The sequence below is a fragment of the Phyllobacterium sp. P5_D12 genome (assembly GCF_054049495.1).
In genome coordinates, this window is record NZ_JBFUMG010000286.1 from 1 (window position 1) to 5630 (window position 5630).

Annotated in this window: 7 protein-coding genes; 6 read left to right on the forward strand and 1 reads right to left on the reverse strand. The window is 56.0% G+C overall.

The annotated features are described in order from the left end of the window. The 6 genes from ACXJ5O_RS17220 to ACXJ5O_RS17245 form a co-directional block, all read left to right on the forward strand. Positions 1-1357 (forward strand): ABC transporter substrate-binding protein (locus ACXJ5O_RS17220; protein WP_457300951.1); only part of this gene is annotated, 1357 nt, incomplete at its 5' end. 53 nt (positions 1358-1410) lie between these two features. Continuing rightward, positions 1411-2418: an ABC transporter permease subunit gene (locus ACXJ5O_RS17225; protein ID WP_112530624.1), complete on the forward strand. Its 1008-nt coding sequence runs from the start codon at positions 1411-1413 to the stop codon at positions 2416-2418. A 64-nt stretch (positions 2419-2482) separates the two neighbouring features. Next, positions 2483-3343: an ABC transporter permease subunit gene (locus tag ACXJ5O_RS17230; protein WP_457300955.1), complete on the forward strand. Its 861-nt coding sequence runs from the start codon at positions 2483-2485 to the stop codon at positions 3341-3343. Positions 3344-3346: 3 nt separating this feature from the next. Next, complete coding sequence (locus ACXJ5O_RS17235) at positions 3347-4201, forward strand: ABC transporter ATP-binding protein (RefSeq protein WP_457300952.1); 855 nt, start codon at positions 3347-3349, stop codon at positions 4199-4201. After that, complete coding sequence (locus ACXJ5O_RS17240) at positions 4198-5028, forward strand: ABC transporter ATP-binding protein (protein ID WP_457300953.1); 831 nt, start codon at positions 4198-4200, stop codon at positions 5026-5028. The genes ACXJ5O_RS17235 and ACXJ5O_RS17240 overlap by 4 nt, the downstream gene beginning before the upstream one ends. A gap of 1 nt (position 5029) precedes the next feature. Then, positions 5030-5290: a hypothetical protein gene (locus tag ACXJ5O_RS17245; protein ID WP_112530630.1), complete on the forward strand. Its 261-nt coding sequence runs from the start codon at positions 5030-5032 to the stop codon at positions 5288-5290. A 6-nt stretch (positions 5291-5296) separates the two neighbouring features. Here the strand turns inward: ACXJ5O_RS17245 and ACXJ5O_RS17250 are convergent. Then, positions 5297-5630: CBS domain-containing protein (locus tag ACXJ5O_RS17250; protein ID WP_457300954.1), on the reverse strand; the 334-nt coding region annotated here is incomplete at its 5' end.

Sequence of the window (5630 nt, forward strand, 5' to 3'; positions counted from 1 at the left end):
CTCCGATGATGGTCTGGAATACACGTTCAAACTTCATCCAGGCGTCAAGTTTCAGACAACAAGCTATTTCACGCCATCGCGTGAGCTAAATGCCGACGATGTGGTGTTTTCCTTTGAACGCCAGAAGGAAGGCAGCCCTTGGGCCAAATATGTCGACGGCGCTTCCTACGAATATTTTGAAGGCATGGACTTCCCGAAGCTGATCAAGTCAGTGGAAAAAGTCGACGACCTGACTGTAAAGGTCACGCTGACCAAGCCGAACGCGCCGATGCTTGCCAACCTTGCCATGGACTTCTCGTCCATCGTTTCCAAGGAATATGCCGACAAGCTGATGGCTGACGGAACTCCGGGCAAGCTCAACGAGCAGCCGGTTGGCACGGGCCCGTTCCAGTTCGTGGACTATCAGCTCAACACTGCTATCCGCTACGAAGCCAATCCTGACTACTACAAAGGCAAGGTCAAGCTCGACAGCCTTATCTTCGCGGTTACGCCTGATGCGGCTGTTCGCGTGCAGAAGCTCAAGGCCGGTGAATGCCAGCTGACGATCTATCCGGATCCGGCAGATGTGGAAGGCCTGAAGGCTGATACAAACCTGAATGTCATCCAGGAAGAAGGCCTGAACGTTTCGACGCTTGCCTACAACACAACGCAGGCGCCATTCGATAAGCCGGAAGTGCGCAAGGCACTCAACCAGGCAATCGACAAGAAGGCCATCGTCGACGCCGTTTATCTCGGTCAGGGTACACCGGCAATCAACCCGATCCCGCCAACGATGTGGTCCTACAACAAGTCGATCAAGGATGACGAATACAATCCTGAAGCGGCAAAGGCAGCACTCGAAAAGGCTGGCGTAAAAGATCTGTCGATGAAGATCTGGGCTATGCCGGTTGCACGTCCGTACATGCCAAACGGCCGTCGCACTGCCGAACTGATCCAGTCGGATTTTGCCAAGGTTGGTGTTAAGGCCGAGATCGTTACCTTCGATTGGCAGGAATATCTGAAGCAGGCTTCCGATCCAAAGCACGACGGTGCGGTCATCATCGGCTGGACCGGTGACAACGGCGATCCGGATAATTTCCTTGCAACCCTGTTGTCCTGCCAGGCTGTTGGTACATCCAACCGCGCTGCATGGTGCAACCAGGAATTCACGGATTTGATCAACAAGGCGGCTGTCGTCTCCGATCCTGCAGAGCGTACCAAGCTCTATGAAGAGTCGCAGGTTGTATTCAAGCGTGAAGCACCATGGGCTACGCTCGCTCATTCGCTCGTGACGACAGCTATGACGAAGAACGTATCTGGCTATGTGCCGAGCCCGCTCGGTGTTCATAACTTCGCCAGCGTCGACGTCGCAGAGTAAATTTACTCCAGCGGTACCGGCTTCGGCCGGTACCGCATTTTTATCAGGTCACCATGTTTCGCTATATCGCGTCCAGAGTGCTGCTGCTGATTCCGACGTTTATCGGTATCAGTTTTGTGGCCTTCATTTTCATTCGTTTGTTGCCCGGCGACCCAGTCATCGCACTTGCGGGGGAACGCGGCATGACGCCGGAGCGTCATCAATTGCTGATGGACCAGTTCGGCTTCAACAGGCCCATATGGGAACAGTACTTCTCGTTCTTATGGGGTATTTTCCATGGAGATTTCGGCACGTCGATCGCCAGCAAACGGCCCGTACTGGCGGATTTCCGTGCGCTTTTCCCGGCAACATTGGAGCTTAGCATCTGTGCCATGCTCTTTGCCGTTATCATCGGCATCCCGGCGGGTATCTTCGCTGCAGTCAAGCGCGGTTCGATCTTCGATCAGTTGAGCATGGGTATCGCGCTCGTTGGCTATTCGATGCCGATCTTCTGGTGGGGTATTCTTTTGATCATCCTTTTCGCCGGTATACTGCATTGGACGCCGGTGTCAGGACGCATGGACCTCATCTATTTCTTCAAACCAACCACAGGCTTCATGCTGATAGACAGCCTGATTTCAGGTGGCAAAGGCGCGTTCAAATCGGCTGTTTCGCATCTGATTCTGCCGACAATCGTGCTTGGAACGATCCCGCTCGCTGTCATTGCCCGTCAGACTCGTTCAGCGATGCTGGAGGTATTGGGTGAAGACTATGTGCGCACAGCCCGGGCAAAGGGCCTCGAACCCAAGCGTGTCATCGGCGTGCATGCCCTGCGCAATGCGATGATCCCGGTTATCACGACGATCGGTTTGCAGATGGGGTTGCTCATGGCCGGTGCAATCCTGACCGAGACCATCTTTTCCTGGCCTGGTATCGGCAAGTGGATGATCGATGCCATCTCCCGCCGGGATTACGTCGTGGTGCAGGGAGGCCTCATGCTCGTGGCGCTGATCGTCATGGTCGTCAATCTGATTGTTGATCTGCTCTATGCGGTTATCAACCCGCGTATTCGCGTAAAGTGAGGAACCCGTGACCAACGAAGTTTCCCCGCCCGTACCGCTTGCCTCGTCCCAGACTTCGGGCCGTATGGCGCGGTTTTCGGAATTCTGGTTCTATTTCAGCGTCAACAAGGGCGCGGTGATAGGTTTTGCCGTCCTCGTCCTTCTGGTGCTGATCGCCATATTCGGTCCGCTCATCGCGCCGCATGCTCCCTACCAACAGTACCGTGATGCTTTGCTAACGCCGCCATCATGGCAGGTGGGCGGCAAGGAGCAGTTTTTGCTTGGCACCGATGCCGTGGGCCGGGACCTGCTTTCCCGCCTGATCTACGGCGCGCGCTATTCGTTGTTCATCGGCTTGATCGTCGTGACGTTCGCCATGATTACCGGCGTTATTCTCGGTGTGCTGGCTGGCTATTTCCGTGGTTGGGTCGATACGCTGATCATGCGCATCATGGACATCATCTTGGCGTTTCCGCCGCTGCTGCTCGCACTCGTGCTTGTGGCTATTCTGGGGCCTGGCCTATTCAATGCGATGATCGCTATTGCTCTCGTTCTGCAACCGCACTTCGCGCGCCTTACGCGTGCGGCGGTCATGAGCGAGAAGAACCGCRAATACGTTATTGCATCGAAACTGGCAGGCGCTGGCCACCTCCGCTTGATGTTCAAAACGATCCTGCCGAACTGTCTCGCGCCGCTGATCRTGCAGGGAACACTGTCGTTTTCGAATGCTATTCTCGAGGCCGCCGCACTCGGGTTCCTCGGCATGGGTGCCCAACCGCCAACACCGGAATGGGGAACGATGCTGGCCGAAGCGCGCGAATTCATCCTGCGCGCCTGGTGGGTCGTGACATTCCCGGGTCTGGCAATCCTGATTACAGTCCTCGCGATCAATCTCGTTGGRGATGGATTGCGCGATGCTCTCGATCCTAAGTTGAAAAGGAGCTGAGGTATGGCGCTGCTCGAAATCAAGAACCTGTCTGTTGGCTTCGATACCAACGCCGGCCTGTTCATGGCTGTGCAGGGCATCGATCTTTCGGTCGACGCTCGCGAAGTTCTGGCGATTGTCGGTGAATCCGGTTCGGGTAAGTCTGTTGCCATGCTGGCCGTGATGGGCCTTTTGCCGAAGACCGCAACCGTCACCGCCGACAGCATGACATTCGATGGCCACAACATGCTGACCATGACCGGCAAGCAGAGGCGGGAAATCGTCGGCCGCGATGTCGCCATGATCTTCCAGGAACCGATGGCCAGCCTCAACCCGTGCTTTACCGTCGGATTTCAGTTGGAAGAAGTGTTGCGTTTCCACATGAAGATGGATGGATCGACACGTCGCAAGCGCGCGATCGAACTGTTCAAGCAAGTGGGCATTCCGTCGCCGGAAGAGCGTTTGAATTCCTTCCCGCATCAGATGTCCGGCGGCCAATGCCAGCGCGYCATGATCGCCATTGCCATTGCCTGCAATCCGAAGCTGCTGATCGCTGATGAACCGACGACAGCGCTGGACGTGACGATCCAGAAGCAAATTCTCGACCTTCTCGTGAGCTTGCAGGTGAAGCACGGCATGGGTCTGATCATGATTACCCACGATATGGGTGTCGTTGCGGAAACGGCTGATCGCGTGATTGTTCAATACAAGGGCCGCAAGATGGAGGAGGCCGACGTGCTGTCGCTGTTCGAGTCGCCCAAAAGCCCTTACACCCGCGCGCTTCTGTCTGCCCTGCCGGAGAACGCGACTGGCGACCGTCTGTCAACGGTTGCAGATTTCATGAAGAATGAAGCCGCCAACGCAGGAGTGGCGCCATGAGCGAGGTCGTACTCGAGGGCCGCAATATCGTCCGCGACTATCATGTCGGCGGCGGCCTGTTTGGCAAGCAGAAGACCGTGCAGGCGGTCAAGGGCGTCAGCTTTACTTTGGAAAAGGGCAAGACGCTCGCTATCGTGGGCGAGAGCGGTTGCGGAAAGTCAACGCTCGGCCGGATACTGACGCTGATCGATCCGCAAACTTCCGGCGAACTTTTGATCGACGGCAAGCCTATCAACATCGCCAAGGATCGGGTCACCGCGGAGATGCGCCGAAAGGTTCAGATCATTTTCCAGAATCCCTATGGTTCGCTCAATCCGCGCCAGAAGATCGGCGAAGTGTTGGGCGAACCCTTATTGTTGAACACCAATAAGACGGCTGCAGAGCGGCGCGATCTGGCGATGCAGATGCTGGTGAAGGTCGGTCTCGGCCCTGAACACTATAATCRCTATCCGCACATGTTCTCCGGAGGTCAGCGCCAGCGTATCGCCATCGCCCGCGCGCTGATGCTGAGCCCAAGTCTGCTGGTCCTGGATGAGCCGGTCTCTGCGCTAGATCTCTCGGTACAAGCACAGGTTCTTAACCTGTTGGCCGATCTGCAGGACGAGTTCAACCTTACCTACGTTTTCATCAGTCACGATCTATCGGTGGTGCGCTATATCGCCGACGAGGTCATGGTGATGTACTACGGCGAAGTGGTTGAATACGGTACGCGGGAAGCGGTGTTTGCCGACCCGCAGCACAGCTATACGAAGACGCTGTTTGCAGCGACGCCGAAGTCCGATGTGGAAAGCATCAGGGCACGCTTGGCCAAGAAGAAGGCCGCATGACATGACCAAAAAGCAGCCGATCTCCACTGCGCCAAAAGATGGCAGCAAGGTTCAGGTGTTCTGGACCGACGAGGATGGACAGGAAAATGAGTCCATCGGGCAATATCGTTCGCTGGATCGCCTGAAGGCCACAGGTGGTCAGTGGGACGAAACGGATGCCGGCTGGTGGATATTCACGGATTCAAATACGCAGAAAAAAGTCGTGCCTCATTCCTGGCAGCCAGCCGGGAAATCCGGCGACGAGGATGCCGAAGAAGAGTAGCCTGAACTAGTGCTTCTGGTGCTTTAACAGGCCGCGCACGATATCATCGGCAGAAATCATCCCGAGAAATGCGCCGTTTTCCACAACGCCCACATCGCCACTGTTTTTTGCGATCGCTTGCATGATTTCACGCACCGGCGTTTCCGGACGCGCTGTAGCCGCAAATGGCCTGCTGGCGGGACGCGTGCGATCAAGGGGAACCATGATATCGGCRGCAGTGAGGACACCAAGCGGATTCATGTTGGCGACGAAATCCGCAACATATTCATCGGCCGGGTTAAGCAGGATGTCTTGAGCTGTACCGCACTGGATGATCCGTCCGCCTTCCATGATGGCGATG